Origin of the sequence: Marinobacter sp. tcs-11 (assembly GCF_002049515.1) — a bacterium.
GTDB lineage: Bacteria > Pseudomonadota > Gammaproteobacteria > Pseudomonadales > Oleiphilaceae > Marinobacter > Marinobacter nauticus.
The window spans coordinates 383,459-400,916 of the sequence record NZ_LLYU01000001.1 but is presented as its reverse complement, the minus strand read 5'-3'; the positions used below and the strand labels follow the sequence as shown (position 1 = coordinate 400,916).

14 protein-coding genes are annotated in these 17,458 nt (G+C 56.0%); 5 read left to right on the top strand and 9 right to left on the bottom strand.

Annotated features, from left to right (window positions below; all coding sequences use genetic code 11):
• Positions 1–64: 64 nt before the first annotated feature.
• From ARC85_RS01770 to rpmH, 6 genes are all read right to left on the bottom strand, one after another.
• Complete coding sequence (locus tag ARC85_RS01770; protein ID WP_023011888.1) at positions 65–814, bottom strand: substrate-binding periplasmic protein; 750 nt, start codon at positions 812–814, stop codon at positions 65–67.
• A 165-nt stretch (positions 815–979) separates the two neighbouring features.
• Entirely contained in the window at positions 980–2,350 is a 1,371-nt protein-coding gene (gene mnmE / locus ARC85_RS01765; protein ID WP_023011910.1) for a tRNA uridine-5-carboxymethylaminomethyl(34) synthesis GTPase MnmE, read from the bottom strand.
• Positions 2,351–2,422: 72 nt separating this feature from the next.
• A complete protein-coding gene (gene yidC, locus ARC85_RS01760) occupies positions 2,423–4,126 on the bottom strand; it encodes a membrane protein insertase YidC (protein WP_014423152.1) in 1,704 nt (567 codons plus the stop codon).
• Positions 4,127–4,130: 4 nt separating this feature from the next.
• Positions 4,131–4,424, bottom strand: coding sequence for a membrane protein insertion efficiency factor YidD (gene yidD, locus ARC85_RS01755; RefSeq protein ID WP_011787297.1), 294 nt, complete (start codon positions 4,422–4,424; stop codon positions 4,131–4,133).
• On the bottom strand, positions 4,424–4,822 hold the full coding sequence (gene rnpA, locus ARC85_RS01750; protein WP_286714207.1) for a ribonuclease P protein component: 399 nt from the start codon (positions 4,820–4,822) through the stop codon (positions 4,424–4,426). The genes yidD and rnpA overlap by 1 nt, the downstream gene beginning before the upstream one ends.
• Positions 4,823–4,837: 15 nt before the next feature.
• The gene (gene rpmH / locus ARC85_RS01745; protein ID WP_008940054.1) at positions 4,838–4,972 is read right to left on the bottom strand and encodes a 50S ribosomal protein L34; all 135 of its coding nucleotides are present in this window, start codon (positions 4,970–4,972) and stop codon (positions 4,838–4,840) included.
• Positions 4,973–5,615: 643 nt separating this feature from the next.
• Between rpmH and dnaA the strand changes: the two genes are divergently transcribed.
• The 5 genes from dnaA (at position 5,616) to gyrB (ending at position 13,244) form a co-directional block, all read left to right on the top strand.
• Complete coding sequence (dnaA, locus tag ARC85_RS01740) at positions 5,616–7,079, top strand: chromosomal replication initiator protein DnaA (protein WP_286714206.1); 1,464 nt, start codon at positions 5,616–5,618, stop codon at positions 7,077–7,079.
• Between the two features lie 60 nt (positions 7,080–7,139).
• Positions 7,140–8,243 carry a DNA polymerase III subunit beta gene (gene dnaN / locus ARC85_RS01735; protein WP_023011914.1) on the top strand — a complete coding sequence of 368 codons (1,104 nt, stop codon included), beginning with the start codon at positions 7,140–7,142 and terminating at the stop codon, positions 8,241–8,243.
• A gap of 18 nt (positions 8,244–8,261) precedes the next feature.
• Positions 8,262–9,533 carry an ABC1 kinase family protein gene (locus ARC85_RS01730; RefSeq protein WP_023011915.1) on the top strand — a complete coding sequence of 424 codons (1,272 nt, stop codon included), beginning with the start codon at positions 8,262–8,264 and terminating at the stop codon, positions 9,531–9,533.
• A gap of 103 nt (positions 9,534–9,636) precedes the next feature.
• Positions 9,637–10,758, top strand: coding sequence for a DNA replication/repair protein RecF (gene recF, locus ARC85_RS01725; protein WP_286714205.1), 1,122 nt, complete (start codon positions 9,637–9,639; stop codon positions 10,756–10,758).
• Positions 10,759–10,829: 71 nt separating this feature from the next.
• On the top strand, positions 10,830–13,244 hold the full coding sequence (gene gyrB / locus ARC85_RS01720; protein ID WP_023011916.1) for a DNA topoisomerase (ATP-hydrolyzing) subunit B: 2,415 nt from the start codon (positions 10,830–10,832) through the stop codon (positions 13,242–13,244).
• 99 nt (positions 13,245–13,343) lie between these two features.
• Here the strand turns inward: gyrB and ARC85_RS01715 are convergent, their stop codons facing one another.
• The 3 genes from ARC85_RS01715 to ARC85_RS01705 all read right to left on the bottom strand — a co-directional run bounded on the left by ARC85_RS01715 (position 13,344) and on the right by ARC85_RS01705 (position 17,357).
• Positions 13,344–14,111: a VC0807 family protein gene (locus ARC85_RS01715; RefSeq protein WP_011783587.1), complete on the bottom strand. Its 768-nt coding sequence runs from the start codon at positions 14,109–14,111 to the stop codon at positions 13,344–13,346.
• Positions 14,112–14,218: 107 nt separating this feature from the next.
• The gene (locus ARC85_RS01710; protein WP_023011917.1) at positions 14,219–15,496 is read right to left on the bottom strand and encodes an aspartate aminotransferase family protein; all 1,278 of its coding nucleotides are present in this window, start codon (positions 15,494–15,496) and stop codon (positions 14,219–14,221) included.
• Between the two features lie 88 nt (positions 15,497–15,584).
• The gene (locus tag ARC85_RS01705) at positions 15,585–17,357 is read right to left on the bottom strand and encodes an ABC transporter transmembrane domain-containing protein (protein WP_286714204.1); all 1,773 of its coding nucleotides are present in this window, start codon (positions 17,355–17,357) and stop codon (positions 15,585–15,587) included.
• Between the last annotated feature and the right edge of the window lie 101 nt (positions 17,358–17,458).

Below are 17,458 nucleotides of genomic sequence, written 5' to 3'. Positions count from 1 at the left end.
GATGGCCCAATAACGAAAAGGGGAAGCGATCGGCTTCCCCTCCTGCAACAGAGCGACGCTTTGATCAGAGACCGTACTTGGTCTCAATAGCCTCATAGATGCCGTTGTTCTTGATGGTTTCCAGGCCCTGATTCAGTTTCTGGATCACCTCGTCCGGCGTTTCCATGTTCATGGCCAGGTACAGTTCGGTCTTGTTGAACGAATACACCGGAACCAAGCCTTCCACATCCTGCTGGGACGCAAAATAAGGCCCGGCCAACTGGTCTGCAATCCAGAGGTCAACCTGCCCCAGTTCCAGGCGCTTCGGGTTCAGATCGTCGCTTTCCATCTCCGAGACCTTGTAGCCGCGCTCCAGCAGGTATTCGGTCATGACGTCACCGCGATAGCCGGCATACAGCAAACCCCGGGTATCTTCCAGATCGTCGATCTGCAGGTTGGTGCCGGCCGGGGCAAAGATGGTCCACAGGTTGTTGGCCAGTGGCCCCACCCACTTGAACTGGGGCGCCCGGCTTTCGGTATAGGTGGTGCAGAAAATGCCGTGGTTCTTCTTGTTCAGGGCCCGGTTGTAACCGTAATCCCAGTTCCGAAGCTTGATCACATGGTCCAGCCCGGACGCCTGCAGCACCGCTTTTACCATCTCGGTACACAGACCATCAATTCCATCGCCGTTGTGCTCAAACGCACGGCCGGTGGAACTCATGTTGTACGGGGGAAAGTTCTCAGTGTATATGTAGAGTTTGTCTGAGCCCAGGGCGGGCACAGAAACGCCGGCAAACACCAGCGTGGCAGCTAACAAAGAGGCCAACTTGCGCACGGGTTATCTCCTTTACCACGAATGACTTGGTCCGCTGCACAGGCAGCGGCACGATGAGACAGTGGTGGAGTTTACCCGAGCTTTTAACGTTGTTTTACAGATAAACTGTTTGTTTTCGTAAGGGAACACCCGAGAGCCAGAGCGGGCTGAGGGCTTCTTCCTGAATTATTTCCCGATACAGAAACTGCTGAATATCTTACCCAGAAGCTCATCCGGCGTCAGATGCCCGGTGATTTCCCCCAGGGCATCCTGAGCGGCCCGCAGATCTTCGGCCAGCAATTCGCCTGCCCCGTAACCTTCCAGCTGGGTCTGGCCCTGTAGCAGGGAATCCCGGGCACGTTCCAGTGCATCCAGGTGCCGGCGCCGGGCCAGGAAGCCACCTTCGGTGGTGCTGGCAAAGCCGATGCATTCTTTCAGATGCTCACGCAGAACCTCCAGGCCCTCCGCAGCTTTTGCTGCCAGACGAATCACCGGAGCGGTCTGATGCGACTCGGCGCTGATACCCACCGGTTCACCAGACAGATCCACCTTGTTCCGGATCACTGTCACCGGTGCACTCCTGGGCAGTTGATCAATAAAATCCGGCCAGATTTCATGGGGCTCGGTTTTGTCGGTGGTGGTGGCATCCACCATCAGCAAAATACGATCAGCCTGTCGGATTTCTTCCCAGGCCCGGGCAATACCAATCTGTTCCACTTCGTCCGGGCTGTCCCGCAGGCCGGCGGTATCAATAATGTGCAGCGGCATACCATCGATGTGGATATGTTCCCGCAACACATCCCGGGTCGTGCCCTCGATGGCGGTGACAATCGCAGCCTCCCGCCCCGCGAGGGCGTTCAGCAGGCTGGATTTGCCGGCATTGGGCCGGCCGGCAATAACCACTTTCATGCCGTCCCGCAGAATGGTGCCTTGCTGGGCTTCACCGAGAATCTGCTGCACCTGCTCCAGCAGGCCCTGCAAGTCAGAAGCAACTTTGCCATCGGCCAGGAAATCGATCTCTTCCTCCGGAAAATCGATGGCCGCTTCCACGTAGATGCGCAGATGGGTGATGGCCTCCACCAGGTTATCCACACGTTTGGAGAACACCCCCTGCATGGAACGCACGGCACAGCGGGCCGCCTGTTCCGAACTGCTTTCAATCAGATCAGCAATGGCCTCAGCCTGGGCCAGGTCCAGTTTGTCATTGAGAAACGCTCGTTCGGAAAATTCACCGGGCCGGGCCAGCCGGGCCCCCAGGCTGCAGACTTCCCGTAACAGGATATCCAGAATCACCGTGCCGCCATGGCCCTGAAGCTCGAACACATCCTCGCCGGTAAAGGAGTGCGGGTTGGGAAAGTACAGACCGATGCCCTCATCAATCAGCTCTCCCTGACGATCCCGGAACGGGCCGTAGTGGGCGTATCGGGGTTTTGGCTCAAAGCCCAGCATGGTGCGGGCAATGGCCATGGCCCTGGGTCCGGACACCCGGACAATCCCCACCCCGGCCTGGCCCGGGGCAGTGGCGATGGCGGCAATGGTGTCAGTCGCTGGCTGCATCTTGGTTTTCCTGAAATAGAAATGACAAAGGCTCCACAAGGGAGCCTTTGTCAGGTCAGAAGCACTGTTGAATCAGTACTTCTTGCCTGCCGTTTCCGCTTCGATCTTGCGGGTAATGTACCACTGCTGGGAGATCGAAAGAATGTTGTTCACCAGCCAGTACAGAACCAGACCAGCCGGGAACCACAGGAAGAACACGGTGAAGATCAGCGGCATCAGCTTCATGATCTTGGCCTGCATGGGGTCCGGGGGCGTCGGGTTCAGGCTCATCTGGATGAACATGCTGGCGCCCATCAGGATCGGCAGGATGAAGTACGGGTCCATCTGGGACAGATCCTGAATCCACAGCATGAACGGCGCATGACGCAACTGGACACTTTCAAACAGTACCCAGTAAAGCGAGATGAACACCGGCATCTGCACCAGTATTGGCAGACATCCCCCGAGCGGATTGATTTTCTCGCGCTTGTACAGCGCCATCATTTCCTGGGACATGCGCTGGCGATCATCGCCATAGAGCTCTTTCAGCCGGGTCAGTTGCGGAGCGACCGCGCGCATTTTCGCCATGGAGCGATAGCTGGTGGCGGAGAGGTGGAAGAACACCGCTTTTACCAACACCGTCAGCAGGATGATAGCGACACCCCAGTTACCGACCAGGCCATAGAACCATTCGAGAATGTAGAACAGCGGCAGGGAAATGAAGAACAACCAGCCGAAATCAACGGTGCGATCCAGGTTCGGAGCCAGAGCTTCCAGCCGATCAATGATCTTGGGACCGACATAAGCAGTGGCGCCCACTTCTGCGGTCTCACCCGGTGCTACCGTCGTCGCAGGATAAACAAAGCCCATAACATGGAGATCGCCCCGTCGGGTGGTCTGGAACTGGGCTTTCTGGTCCCGCTCGGGTACCCATGCGGTCAGGAAGTAATGCTGCAGGAAGGCCAGCCAGCCATTGGTGACCGACTGATTGACGCGCTTCTCTGACAGATCCTCGAAATCGTACTTCTCATACGGATCTTCCGGGGTACTGATCACCATGCCCAGATAAGCCCGGATTCCCATGCTGGCCTGGGAGGTCGGATCCGGCGCCTGATCACGCACGATCTTGCCGGTGAAGTTACCTTGCCATGGGCTTTCTGAACGGTTGTCGATCAGGTAGCTGACATCAATCTGATAGCTGTTGCGGGCCAGATGATAGCGTTTGGTGATGGCTACACCGCTGTCAGTGGTGTACACCAGGTCGATGGTCAGTTCATCTTCCCCTTCCGCCAGCTGGTAACTGCCGGTTTCTGCCTGAAATACCGGAGCTTCACCGGCCTGGCTGCCATCCGGGCCATCGCGACCGATCAGGCCGCTTTCCAGCAGATAGGTGCGGGTGCGGGTATTGGTCAGCAGTTTCAGTGGCTGTTCGCTGTCCAGAGACTCGTCGTATTGCAACAGGGAACTGTCAACCACATTACCGCCTACGCGGTCGATCTTCAGCTCGTAAACATCCGTGGTCACGGTAATAAAACGATCTGCCAGATCCTGATCGCTGTTGGCGGAGGTTGACGCCAGTGAGCCGGTCTCCGGTGTTGCAAACTCTTCGCCGCCTGCGTTGTTATCCTCAGGCAGGATCATGTCATCAGTGCTGTTGGTAGCACTGCTGTCTGAGGAAGATTGCGCCTCGGCAACCTGTTCTGTTTGAGGCTGGTGATAATCCTCGTTCCAGGCAAGTACCATCAGGTAACTGACAATGGCAAGGCCGGCAAACAAAACGATGCGTTGAATATCCATAAACTTAGTGTCTGGTCTGAGTAGTGGAATGAGTGCTTTCTGTCGGATTGCAGGCCTGGCCGGAGCGAGGCGCCGTATTCAGTTCCGTTCCCGGTACCGGATCATAACCGCCTTCTGCCCAGGGATGACACCTGAGTAGCCGGGCTGTTGCCAGGTAACCGCCTTTAAGAGGTCCGTGATGTTGGATGGCCTCGACGGCGTATTGTGAACAGGTAGGGTAATGACGGCAATGGCTGGCCATCATCGGACTGATGGCATACTGGTAGAACCGGATGGGCAAGAGCAGGAGTTGACGCATTACTCCGTACCTCTGGGATTGCCGACGGATTGATCAGGCGTGGACTGACGGTATTTTTTCTTTACCCGGTGCCACAGATCATTCAGCGAAGATCGGACTGTGTCGTTATCCAGCCGATCCAGACCCTGGCGGCCGAGAACAATGATATCAAGGCCTGGCAGATCGGGTTGGAGCCGGAAGGTTTCCCTGACCTGACGCTTGATCCGGTTTCTCTGAACGGCGAGCCGAAGATTCTTCTTGGAGAAGATCAATCCGACCCTGGCGTGTCCCAATGTATTGGCAGAGGCCAGGATCAGAAAATTCCTGTGCGGAACTTTCAGCGTTACGTCATTGAAGACCCTGCTGTAATCCGAAGGTTTCAACAGTCTGTGAGACTTCGGAAACGTCAAGGCCTTCATGAGGCAGGCTTCAGATTACGCAGACAGGCGTGCACGGCCCTTGGCACGGCGACGAGACAGTACCTTGCGACCATTGGCTGTCGCCATACGGGCACGGAAACCGTGAACGCGCTTGCGCTTCAGGACGCTCGGTTGGAATGTTCTTTTCATGGTGATGTTCTCACAAATCGTCGATGGACATTGATCAGTGGCTGGAAAATAGACAGCCAAAACAGGAGCGGCATTCTAGTCAAATATCGGTGCAAGTTCAATGGTTATGGTTTGGTCAGGCAAGATTCTGGCATGGGTACGAACCGACATGGCGAGTAATAGAATCTGTAAGGTTTTTTTTAAATTCTTTCAAAGATATTTATTACTGTTGTTAGGCACCTTGATTTCTGTGGATAAGGGGAAATTCATTTGAGTAATCATGAAATTAACGCCATGACAAAGCTTGTGACAGATACCGGTGAGCCCTGTGGATTTCGTCATCACGGATTGTGCACAAGTGGGATGGGAGATGGTGAACCGAGTTATGCAAGTATCCGTCAAGATCTTTCCCACAGGACTGAACCCCGGGTTTGCACAAGCTTCTGTGAATAACTTTTTTTCAGGCATTTTCTGTACACAAGGCTGTAGATATGTCTGAAACAATCTGAAAACTATGAAGAAAAGTTTCCACAGGGTGTTTATGACAAAGGTTTCCGGCCTTTTACTGAAGGCTCGTGCAGGTTAGAATCTCCGGTCACTTCAGGCACCGGTTGGCGTTGGTTTAACGGTGCCTTATCAGTCAGGTTTTCGGGAGCAGGCGGTCGTGCCGAACAGTATGTGGCATCAATGTCTTGAAGTACTCCGGGATGAGTTTCCCGCACAGCAGTTCAATACCTGGTTGAGGCCCCTTCAGTCTGATCACCGGGAAGGGCAGCTCATGCTGTTTGCCCCGAACCGGTTTGTGATGGACTGGGTCAACGAAAAATACCTTCGCCGTATAGAAGAAGTATTGAAGGATCTAAATGGTGGTCAGGCGCCACGAGTCATGATGAAAGTGGGCTCTGCGCCCAAGCCCACAGATCCGGTGGTTCGCTCCGAAGTGGCGCCGCCGGTCCGGGTCTCGGAAGAAACCGAGCAGACCGTTACGGAAGAAGAAAGAAGTGTTGCGGCTACTGTTGCGGATTCAGCACCAAGAGCGATGTCTGCGCCGGCACCCAAGGCCCAGGCCGAGCGCCGTCCGGTGCAGGTAGAAGGTGATATCAAACACCAGAGTTTTCTTAACGAAACCTTTACCTTCGATACCTTTGTCGAGGGTAAATCGAACCAGCTGGCCAGGGCTGCCTCCATGCAGGTGGCGGAAAACCCCGGTGGTGCCTATAACCCGCTGTTCCTCTATGGCGGCGTGGGCCTGGGTAAAACCCACCTGATGCACGCCATTGGCAATGAGATTGTGCGTCGCAACCCGCGCGCGAAGGTAGCCTATCTGCGTTCGGAACGGTTTGTGGCCGACATGGTCAAGGCACTGCAGCTGAATGCCATCAATGAGTTCAAACGCTATTACCGGTCGGTAGATGCGCTGCTGATTGACGATATCCAGTTTTTTGCCCGCAAGGAACGCTCTCAGGAAGAGTTTTTCCACACCTTTAATGCGCTGCTTGAAGGTGGCCAGCAGGTGATCGTGACCTGTGACCGTTTCCCGAAAGAAATCTCTGATATGGAGGAGCGGCTGAAATCCCGCTTTGGCTGGGGCCTGACGGTGATGGTTGAGCCTCCGGAACTGGAAACGCGGGTGGCGATCCTGATGAAGAAGGCGGAACAGGCCAATGTGAAACTCAGCAGTGAGGCCGCGTTCTTTATTGCACAGAAGATCCGCTCAAACGTTCGTGAGCTTGAGGGGGCGCTGCGTCTGGTGATAGCGAATGCTCACTTCACTGGCTCGGAGATTACCCCGCCGTTTATCCGTGAGAGCCTCAAGGATCTTCTGGCCCTGCATGAAAAGCAGGTGAGCATCGATAATATCCAGCGCACGGTGGCTGAGTACTACAAGATCAAGGTCGCGGATCTGCTGTCCAAACGCCGCACTCGCACAGTCACCCGGCCGCGCCAGGTGGCTATGTCCCTGGCCAAGGAACTGACCAGCCATAGCCTGCCGGAGATTGGCGACGCGTTCGGTGGGCGTGACCACACCACCGTTCTGCATGCCTGTAAAAAGATTGTTGAATTGCAGGAAACCGATCCCGGTATCCGTGAGGATTATCAGAATTTTATGAGATTGCTGACCACCTGATTGAAGGTGGCCCGTACGAACAACACATACATTCACTTCCGATAACTGAAGCCGAGTGCCATGAAACTGACCATCAGCCGTGAATCACTGATCACCCCGCTGCAAAGCATCGCGGGCGTTGTGGAAAAGAAACAGACCATGCCGGTGTTGTCCAACGTCCTGCTGGAAGCGGAAGACAATACGCTGACACTGACCGGTACCAATATGGAAGTGGAGCTGGTGGCCCGGGTAGCGCCAGTCCATGTGGATCAGCCTGGTCGCATCACTGTTCCGGCGCGGAAACTGGCGGATATCTGTCGGGCACTGGGGGATGAGGCGCCTATCGATCTGGCACTGGAAGGCGATCGTCTGCATCTGCGTTCTGGCAATTCCCACTTCACCCTGTCGACGCTGCCAGCGGAGCACTTTCCCAATGTCGAAGATGAGCCGGAAAGCTTCCGCCTGGCATTACCCCAGAAAGAGCTCGGTCGCATGCTGGATGCCACTGCGTTCGCTATGGCCCAGCAGGATGTGCGTTATTACCTGAACGGGTTGTTGCTGGAAGTGGATGTTAATCATGCCCGGGTTGTGGCTACCGATGGTCATCGTCTGGCCATGGCCCAGTTCGATCTGGATACCGGGTGTCCGGAGTTGCGGCAGGTTATTGTGCCTCGTAAAGGTGTACTGGAACTGGCCCGGCTTCTGGATGATGAAGAATCGCCGGTTACGCTGGTCATCGGTGACAATCATCTGCGGGCGACGGTGGGCAGCTATACCTTTACCTCCAAGTTGATTGAAGGCAAGTTCCCGGATTACAACCGGGTGATCCCGCGAGGCGGTGACAAAACCGTACTGGCGGATCGTTCAACGCTGAAAAGTACCCTGCAGCGGGCGGGCATTCTGTCGCACGAGAACATCCGTGGTGTGCGCCTGAACCTTTCTCCCAACCAGTTGCAGGTGTTCGCCAATAACCCTGATCAGGAACAGGCTGAAGATGCGTTGCCGGTGGAGTATCAGGGCGAATCACTGCAGATCGGGTTTAATGTAGGCTATCTGGTAGATGTCATGAATGCACTGGATGATGACCAGGTGAAGATTACGTTGTCGAATCCCAACAGCAGTGCGCTGATTGAGGCTCAGAACGACAACCGCTGCCTGTATGTTGTCATGCCGATGCGACTGTAATCAGGTTTGGAGGGCTCTATGGGTGCTGTAACGAATGGAATCAAAGGCGCGTTCAGGATCGGTCAGACCCTGTCTGTGCTTGGCCGCACCGGGGTAAACTGGGTTCGGGGCGATCGGCCCCCTGCCCCGAGACTTTTAAGGCAGACCTTCGAAAGCCTGGGCGCAACCTACATCAAGTTGGGACAATTTATTGCCAGCTCGCCGACCTTTTTCCCGAAGGAATATGTGGAGGAGTTCCAGTTCTGCCTCGACAAGACCCCGAGCCTTCCCTTCAGCGTAATCAAGAAGATCATCCGGGACGAGCTTGGTCGCCCTATTGATCAGGTGTATTCGGAAATTGATCCGGTTGCACTGGCTTCGGCATCCATTGCCCAGGTTCATGCTGCTCGCCTGGTAACGGGTGAAGAAGTGGTGATTAAGGTTCAGAAGCCGGGTGTGGAAAACATTCTGCTGACGGACCTCAACTTTCTTTACCTGTCTGCCCGAATGCTCGAGACGCTGGCCCCGAAACTGTCCTGGACCTCCATGTCCGGCATTGTTGATGAAATCCAGAAAACCATGATGGAAGAATGCGATTTCATCAAAGAGGCCAACAACCTGAAAGTCTTCCGGGAGTTTTTGCAGAATACTCACAATGAAGATGCGACCGTGCCGCGGGTGTACGAGCATTGCAGTACTCGCCGGATTCTGACCATGGAACGTTTCCGCGGGGTCCCATTAACGGATCTTGAGAGTATTCGAGGCTTTTCCCGTGATCCGGAGCGGACATTGATAACCGCCATGAACACCTGGTTTGCCAGCCTGACCCAATGCGAGTTTTTTCACGCAGACGTTCATGCCGGTAACCTGATGGTGCTTGAGGATGGTCGGGTTGGTTTTATCGATTTCGGCATTGTCGGGCGTATCAGACCGGATACCTGGCAGGCCGTGAGTGATTTCATTTCCGCGATTATGGTGGGCAATTTTGATGGTATGGCCGACGCCATGATCCGGATTGGCGTCACCCGGCACACCGTGCGGGTGGACGATCTGTCTGCGGATCTTCAGCGTCTGTATCGTCAGATGGATCGTATGGTTCCGGATGATGTGCCCTATCAAGCGGAACAGGCCGAGGACGACGTGAATAATATCCTGATGGACATGGTAAAGGTTGGCGAAAGTCATGGTTTGCATTTCCCCCGTGAATTCGCCTTGCTGCTCAAGCAGTTCTTGTATTTCGACCGCTATGTTCACATCCTGGCGCCAGAGATGGATGTGTTCATGGACGAACGGCTAACCATGCTTCATTAACCGGTCTACCGGGGTTTCTAGTACACTAGGGCGATATCGGAAACGGTATCGCCCTTTCTCGTTTTGGTCGTCCGAATTCTCAGCCTGAGCACTCCGTTAACCTATGGCGCTAGTCAAACTCCAGACACAGCATTTCCGAAACCTGTTATCTGCGCCTGTAGAATTTTCACCGTCCTTCAATCTTCTTTATGGTGCCAATGGCAGCGGTAAAACCAGTGTTCTGGAAGCGATTGGCTATCTGGGTCTTGGTCGGTCGTTTCGGGTCAGCCGGCATCAGGCAGTCGTGGCTCATGGGCAATCGAAACTGACTGTCTTCGGGGCACTGGATTCAGGTCTGTTGGCGCAAGAGTCTTCAGAGAAGGTTGAGCACAGGATTGGTATTTCCCGGGATGTCAGCCTCAAGGAAACCCAGTTGCGGGTAGATGGTGAGGCGGTTCGCAGTCTTTCGTTTCTGGCGATGCATCTGCCGGTCTCGGTCATTGATCCCGGGGTATTCGACATTGTTGCTGGTGGCCCGGGTAAGCGTCGGCAGTTTCTGGATTGGTTAGTGTTCCACGTGGAACCTTCCTTTTCTGCCCTGTGGCAACAGGTTCAGAGGGTCACGTCACAGCGGAATCAAATGCTGAGAAATGGTAGACTGGACGAATCGTTGATGCGGGTCTGGGATTCCCAGTACGGCGCCTTGGCGGAGTCGTTGAGTAACATCCGGGAAACTGTCTTCCATCGCTTCAAGATCGCTTTTGAATCGGTGTTGGCGGAGCTGGATGCGCCCTGGGTGGAAGGTCTGAAGATGGACTTTTATCCGGGCTGGGATCGAAGCACAGCGTTGACCGAAGTATTGGTCAACCATCGCGAACAGGAACGTCGGATGGGCCACACCTTGTACGGCCCGAACCGGGCGGATATCCGTCTGAAGTTTGGTGGTCGTCCGGTGGCGGAAACGTTCTCGCGGGGGCAGCAAAAGACACTGGTGATCCTGATGAAGATTGCTCAGGGCAAGGTGTTGAGTGATCTTGGCAAACAGGTGACGTTTCTGTTGGACGATATCAACGCCGAGTTGGATGTTCGTCATCGCGTTATGCTGGCTCGCAACTTACAGGAACTGCGTTGTCAGGTGTTTATCACCTCCATTGAGCATCCGGAACCGGACACGTTGTGGCACGATGGGGATACACCTGAATACAGAATGTTCCACGTGGAACATGGACAATTGACGGAAGAATAGCTGAGCCGGGCGGGTTCGCGAATGATCGTGTCTGTCGCCAGGGCTGGGCTCACCTCCAGGAGTCTCTTTTAATGAGTGAATCGAACTACAATTCCTCCAGTATCAAAGTCCTCAAAGGACTCGACGCGGTGCGTAAACGGCCCGGTATGTACATCGGTGATACCGACGATGGCACCGGCCTGCATCACATGGTCTTTGAGTTGGTGGATAACTCCATCGATGAGGCTCTGGCTGGTTACTGTTCTGAAATCGGCATCATCATCCACCCGGACGAATCCATTACCGTAAAAGACAATGGTCGCGGTATCCCGGTCGATCTGCATGAAGAGGAAGGTGTTTCGGCCGCCGAAGTCATCATGACTGTGTTGCACGCCGGCGGTAAGTTCGACGACAACTCCTACAAGGTCTCCGGCGGTCTGCACGGTGTGGGTGTGTCTGTGGTCAACGCCCTGTCTTCCTCGCTGACCCTCACCATCCGCCGGGATGGCAAGGTCTATGAGCAGAGCTACACCCACGGTGTACCTAATGCGCCCCTGGGCGAAGTCGGTGAAACCGATGCCTCCGGTACCAAGGTTCACTTTATTCCCTCTCCGGAAACCTTCACTCATATCCAGTTCCATTACGACATCCTGGCCAAGCGCCTGCGGGAACTCGCTTTCCTGAACAGTGGTGTGCGTATCCGCCTGACGGATGAGCGTTCAGGCAAGGAGGAGATTTTTGAATATGAAGGTGGTCTGCGGGCCTTTGTTGAGCACCTGAATACCAACAAGACGGCCATCAACCGTGTCTTCCATTTCAACCGTGAACGGGAAGACGGCATTGCGGTGGAGGTGGCTATGCAGTGGAACGATGCCTTCCAGGAAAACATCTACTGCTTCACCAACAATATTCCCCAGCGTGATGGTGGTACTCATCTGGCCGGTTTCCGGGCAGCACTGACCCGCTCTCTGAACAACTACATTGATCATGAAGGCCTGGGCAAGAAAGCCAAGGTTGCGACCTCCGGTGATGATGCCCGGGAAGGCCTGACCGCTATTATCAGTGTGAAAGTGCCCGATCCCAAGTTCTCCTCCCAGACCAAGGACAAGCTGGTGTCCTCGGAAGTGAAGACGGCGGTGGAGCAGGAACTGTATCAGAGCTTTGCGGAGTACCTGCAGGAGCAACCCAACGAAGCCAAGCAGATCGTTAACAAGATGATCGAAGCGGCCCGTGCCAGGGAAGCAGCCCGTAAGGCACGGGATATGACCCGCCGCAAGGGTGCCCTGGATATCGCTGGCCTACCCGGCAAGCTGGCAGACTGCCAGGAAAAAGACCCTGCCCTCTCCGAACTGTTCATTGTGGAGGGTGATTCTGCGGGTGGCAGTGCCAAGCAGGGCCGTGATCGTAAGACCCAGGCCATCCTGCCCCTGAAAGGTAAGATCCTGAACGTCGAGAAAGCCCGTTTTGACAAGATGCTGTCTTCCGCGGAAGTTGGCACTCTGATCACGGCACTGGGTTGTGGCATCGGCCGCGAAGAGTTCAACCCGGACAAACTCCGTTATCACTCCATCATCATCATGACCGATGCCGATGTGGACGGTTCACACATCCGTACCCTGCTGCTGACCTTCCTGTTCCGCCAGATGCGGGAAATCATCGAGCGCGGCCATGTGTTCATTGCCATGCCGCCGCTGTACAAGGTCAAGCGTGGCAAACAGGAGCAATACCTGAAGGACGAGAAGGCGAAGGAAGCCTATCTGACCCAGACGGCCCTGGAAGGCGCCCAGCTGTATGTGAACCCGGAAGCACCGGCCATCAAGGATTCCGCCCTGGAAACCATGGTGAAGGATTATCAGGCAGTGATGGCGATGATCGATCGCCTGTCCCGGGCCTATCCGGCCAAGGTACTGCAGCAGATGGTCTACAACAGTACGCTCAAGCCGGAACACCTGAAGGAAGAGGTTGAAGTGGCCCGTTGGGTGGCGCGCCTGGGTGAAGGTCTGGATCTGGATACCCGCACGGGCACCAAGTACACCTTCTCCGTTACCCGCGATGAGGAACGGGGCCTGTACCTGCCCAAAGTCACCATCTTTGTGCATGGCATTCCCCATGAGCATGTGTTCAGTCATGACTTCTTCGAGTCTTCGTCCTACGGGGCCATTGCCCGTCTGGGCGAGACCCTGGAGGGGCTGATTGAGGATGGCGCCTACATCCAGCGTGGCGAGCGCAAGCAGTCTGTGCTGTCCTTCGAGGGCGCCCTGGAGTGGCTGATGAAGGAAGCCCAGCGTGGCCTGAACATCCAGCGATACAAGGGGCTGGGTGAAATGAACCCGGATCAGTTGTGGGAAACCACCATGGATCCGGAAACCCGCCGGATGATGAAGGTCACCATTGAGGATGCGATTGCCGCGGACCAGATCTTCACCACACTGATGGGGGATGATGTGGAGCCACGGCGGGACTTCATCCAGAGCAACGCGCTGGAAGTGACCAACCTGGATATCTGATCAGACCAACCTTGTTGGCAATAAAAAACGGTGGCTCCTTGAGGATGCCACCGTTTTTTATGGGTGTCCGGGGAACCCGGAAACCGGTGTTGTAATAACCTATTTCGAGGACCCTGACTCTGCCCTCTTCCGTTCCTTTTCTTTTTCCTTTTCAATCAGATGTGGCGCCATCACCTCTTCCAGGGTATACCCCGTCAGGCGTCGGATGGTGCGCCAGAGGTAATAGAAGATCAGCATCATCATCACCATGGAGGGGATGGCAATCATCGGATAGCTCACCAGGGTCATGCGGCCCAGTTCCTCATTGAAGGCCTGGGTGCCCGAAGGGCTCACCACAATCCATTTCGCCAGCACATAATTCATGATGGACGAGAACAGGAAGGTGCCGGCAAAGAAATAGCTGGCCTTAAGTAGCCGCCCTTCAAACTCCTCCACGCAGTTCTTTTCTTCCAGTGAGGCCTGAATCTTGTCCACGTCCAGCACATTCGGGTTATAAAGCAGAGTACGGACCAGGGGGTACCTGGTGCGCGTAGACACCAGTACCGCCAGACCAATGACGGCGGGCACGGCCGCTTCCTTGATGGCGAGCCAGCCGGCATCCAGTTCCAGCAAACCAATGCCGCCGGTGAGGCCGACACTGATCAGGCCCAGCAAGGCGATGAAGTTTTTCTTGTGGTAGCGCACCAGCTCGAACAGGCCCCAGCCGAGGGGAAACGCCAGGCCGATGATCAGTGCATTGACGCTGCCCAGGTGTTCGTCACCACTGAACTTCATCAGAATCACCGAGGGAATGATGATACTGACCAGCAGATCGATCCAGGGTCTGGGTTGGTGGTCGGGAGTGGGAGAATTACTCTGGGACGTCATGGTTACCGCCTGATCGGTGAATCAACGGCAGAACCCGAGGGGGGAAACTGCCGGAAAGAGCTTCCGGCAGTATACGACGAATAGGAAGTCAGACGTAACCGCCTGGTTCAGGCGCCCACTTCCTTCAGGCATTCCTCAACAATATTCAGCCCTTCTTCCAGCACTTCGTCTTCGATGGTCACCGGCATCAGGAACCGCAGTGTGTTGCCGTGCATACCGCAACTCAGCAGGATCAGTCCTTTCTCCTTTGCCTTCTTGGTAATGGCCCCGGCCAGTTCTGGCATGGGCTTGTGACTATCCTTGCTTTCCACCAGCTCAAAGGCCGCCATGGGGCCCAGATTGCGAGCGTTGTCCACATGGGTGAACTGCTCCTGCCATTGGTCGAACCGGGCTCTGAGTTTCTCGCCCAGGCGCTGGCTCTTGCCAAGGATGTCTTCTTCTTTGATCACATCAAACACCGCCAGAGCTGCGGCACAGGCAGTGGGGCTGCCGGTGTAGGTGCCGCCCAGGGAGTTCGGGCCGGAGGAGTCCATCACCTTGTCGGTGCCGACAATGGCAGAGATAGGCATGCCATCGGCCATGGACTTGGCCATGGTCATGATGTCCGGCTCAACACCACTGTGCTCGATGGCGAACAGCTTGCCGGTGCGGCCAAAGCCACTTTGCACTTCATCCACGATCATCATGATGTCGTTGTCATCGCAGATCTTGCGGATGGCTTTCAGGAAACTTGTCGGTGCCGGGTAGAAACCGCCCTCACCCAGAACCGGCTCCAGTACGATGGCGGCGGTTTCGTGGGCCGGGGAATCGGCTTTCATGGTCATCGCCAGGCCCCGCAGAGCCTCTTCTTCGGAAATGCCATGGTAAGGCACCGGGTAAGGCGCGCGGTACACCAGGCCGGGCATGGGGCCGAAGGAGGTCTGGTAAGGGGCGGCCTTGCCGTTCATGGCCATGGTGAAGAAGGTGCGGCCGTGGTAGCCGCCGTCAAAACAGATAACGTTGTTTTTGCCGGTGGCTGCGCGGGCAATCTTGACCGCGTTTTCCAATGCCTCGGCGCCGGAGTTGGCCAGCATGACCTTGCCGTGGCCTTTTACCGGCACCACTTCGCTCAGTTTCTGGGCCAGCTTCACGTAGCCCTCGTAGGGCATCACCGTCTGGCAGGTGTGCATCAGTTTGTCGAGCTGCGCCTTGACGGCCTCAACCACCTTGGGATGTCGATGGCCGATGTTCAATACGCCGATACCGCCGGCGAAATCGATCATGCGTTTGCCATCTGCGTCCCAGACCTCTGCGTTCAGGGCGTGATCTGCAAATTGATCATTGGGGCTTGCTGCGCCCGCGGCGACGTATCGCTCTTTGAGTGCCTGCAATTCTTTGTTGCTCACTTTGCGTGTCTCCCTGTGTCAGGATTAGGAATTTCTAGTACCAGTGTAGGGAGTACGCACCCAACACACAAACCGACCAACGGGGCACTCAGTGTTCTGTCTGGCTCCCGGTGTCCCGGAATTGCAGGCTGGCCAGGCGCCGGTACAGCGGGTTATCGCGGATCAACTGGTCGTGACTGCCCACTGCCAGCAGTCGGCCTTCGTCAAATACCGCGATCCTGTCGGCATCCCGCACCGTTGCCAGCCGGTGAGCAATCACCAGGGTAGTCCGGCCCTCCGTGAGCGCCGGCATGGCCCGCTGAATCAGGTGCTCGCTTTCCGCATCCAGGGCGCTGGTGGCTTCATCAAGCAGCAGAATCGGAGCGTCGGCCAACAGCGCACGGGCAATCGCCAGTCGTTGTTTCTGGCCACCGGAAAGGCCCTGGCCGGCATCACCCAGGGGCGTGTCGTAACCCTGTGGCAGGGCCTGAATAAATTCGTGGGCGTGGGCAATACGGGCGGCCTGCTCGATCTCAGCCTGATTGGCCTCGGGCCGGGCGTAGCGCAGATTATCGGCGACAGTGCCATGAAACAGGGCGGGATTCTGCGGCACCAGAGCGAAACACCGTCGCAGGTCAGCCAGTGGAACCTTGGCGGTGTCTATGCCCTCCAACCGGATAGAACCGTCCTGTAGCGGATAGAAACCCAGTAGCAGATCAAACAACGTGGATTTACCGGCACCGGACGGTCCGACCAGGGCAAGGGTTTCACCCGGCTGGATTTCCAGAGAGACCCTGGCAAGCGCTGGCCGTTCCGTGCGCCCGCTGTAGCTGAAGCTCAGGTTATCCAGAGTAATTGCACCGGTCACTGTGCCCGGAAGCCGGTCCGTTCCTGTCTCGGGACGCCGCTCCGGCTCGGTCTGCAGCAGCTCAAACAGGCGAGCTGCGGAACCGGCGGCGCGCTGCAATTCGCCAATCACCTCACTGATGGCTCCAGCCGCGACCCCCACCAGCAGGCTGTAGAACACAAAGGCTGCCAGCTCACCCGGTGAGATTCGGCCATGAATCACATCCAGCCCGCCAATCCAGATGACAATACCGACGGCGCCCATCACCAGGGAAATCGCCAATGTGGTCAGCCAGGCGCGCTGCCGAATCCGTTGCCGGGCAATATCGAAGGCTTTTTCAGAAACCTCGGCGAAATAGCGGCGGTCGTGAGGCTGATGATTGAAGGCCTGTACGGTTTTGATCTGGCTGAGATTCTCCCCGACATAACTGCCAACATCCGCCACCCGGTCCTGACTCAGTCGGGACAGCGCCCGCACCCGGCGGCCGTAAAACAGGATCGGCGCAATCACCAGCGGAAATCCCAGCAGGATGATGCTGGCCAGCTTGGCGTTGGTGACAAACAGAAGAATGAGCCCGCCGATAAGCATCAGCGTGTTGCGCAGGGCGATGGAGACGGTGGAGCCAATCACCGATTGCAGTACGGTGGTGTCAGCCGTAAACCGGGACTGAATCTCCAGGGCCCGGTTCTGTTCAAAGAAGCTGGGCGTGAGATCGATCAGGTGATTGAATACCCGTTTTCGAATATCTGCCACCACCCGTTCGCCAATCCAGGACACCAGGTAGAATCGGGCAAACGAACCAAAGGCCAGGCCGAGTACCAGCACGAAAAACAGGCCGATGGCTTTGGCGAGGTTTTCCGGAGACTGCGTGGCCAGGCCCTGATCGACCAGAATGCGCAGGCCCTGGCCCAGACCAAGAGTGATGCCGGCAGTAATAACCAGTGCCACCAGTGCCCCTACAACCGCGCGTCGATAGGGACTGATAAACTCGATGACAAGTCTTAGAGCTTTACGATGGTTGGGGCTGATGGTCACTCTCCTGATCGATCAAAGTTTAATTAAGCCGTTTCTTTTACGATTTGTCCTCAGATGAAGACGTATCATAGCTGTTAGCAAGAGTGCACGGGATGGGGAGC